Annotated in this window: 1 protein-coding gene; it reads right to left on the bottom strand. The window is 33.8% G+C overall.

Going from position 1 to position 897, the window contains the following annotated elements:
* Window positions 1-604 (bottom strand): hypothetical protein (locus tag C1I60_RS05280; protein ID WP_212734440.1); only part of this gene is annotated, 604 nt, incomplete at its 3' end.
* Window positions 605-897 lie beyond the last annotated feature (293 nt).

Consider the following 897-nt stretch of genomic DNA (forward strand, 5'->3'; position numbering starts at 1 on the left):
CTCCTGTAACTACTTTATAAAAAGGGGTAAATTGTAGTTTCGCTTGATATCCAGGCTTAACAGTTAGAGAACTAGTATAAGTATAGGAGTCAGTAGTTGACCAGCCACCTCCTAGAACTGAAGTTACTGCGTCATTCCATTTAGTGGAAACGGTCATATTCGCACTCCACGTATAACTTTTTGACCAACCTACCGTTTGGGTTACTGTGGTAGTTTTGCTTTTATTTTTAATATAGTCAGTTACATCGCTTTTCATAGCTACTTGTAATTGACTAGGATAGTATAAGGACTGGATTAATTTACGCTTAGAAACAAAGTCAAGGCCAGTATCAGCCATTGGGCTAATCCTATTTTCGCCATCATAAACTTGAGCTGTGACTGTCTGTGGCTGTTCTTGAGAAAGAAGTTTTTGATACTCATTTAACGAAATTTCTTCCAAACCACTATCTGTAGTTATGTAGGCTTTAACTACTTTGGGCTGTGAAGTAGCTGACTCACTAACAGCAATATTAGAATTAGTTACCTCAGCATTTGCAACAGATACAACCGGAACAGAAAATAAAGCTACTGATAGAGCAATCAACGCAAAACTTTTCTTTTTCAAAGAAATCCCTCCAAATAATATTATTTTATAGAAACTTCTTTTGCATAGAAACTCACAAAAAAAGCGACTAACAACGCTAATAAACATGTAAGTATGTAATCTTATGTAATCGAGCAAAAGTAAAGTGAAGAAAATTGCATATGAAATCACACCATAAAATATTTCAATATTATTATATTTTTTAATCAATGGTAATAATTACAATAATTATTGTATCACAAAACTTCTATTTTCCTACCACAAAATTCAAGAATCCCCTATAAATGAGTCCCCTCTCCTAGATAGCTAACTTT

The organism is Paenibacillus terrae (assembly GCF_005217525.1).
GTDB classification, from domain to species: domain Bacteria; phylum Bacillota; class Bacilli; order Paenibacillales; family Paenibacillaceae; genus Paenibacillus; species Paenibacillus terrae_C.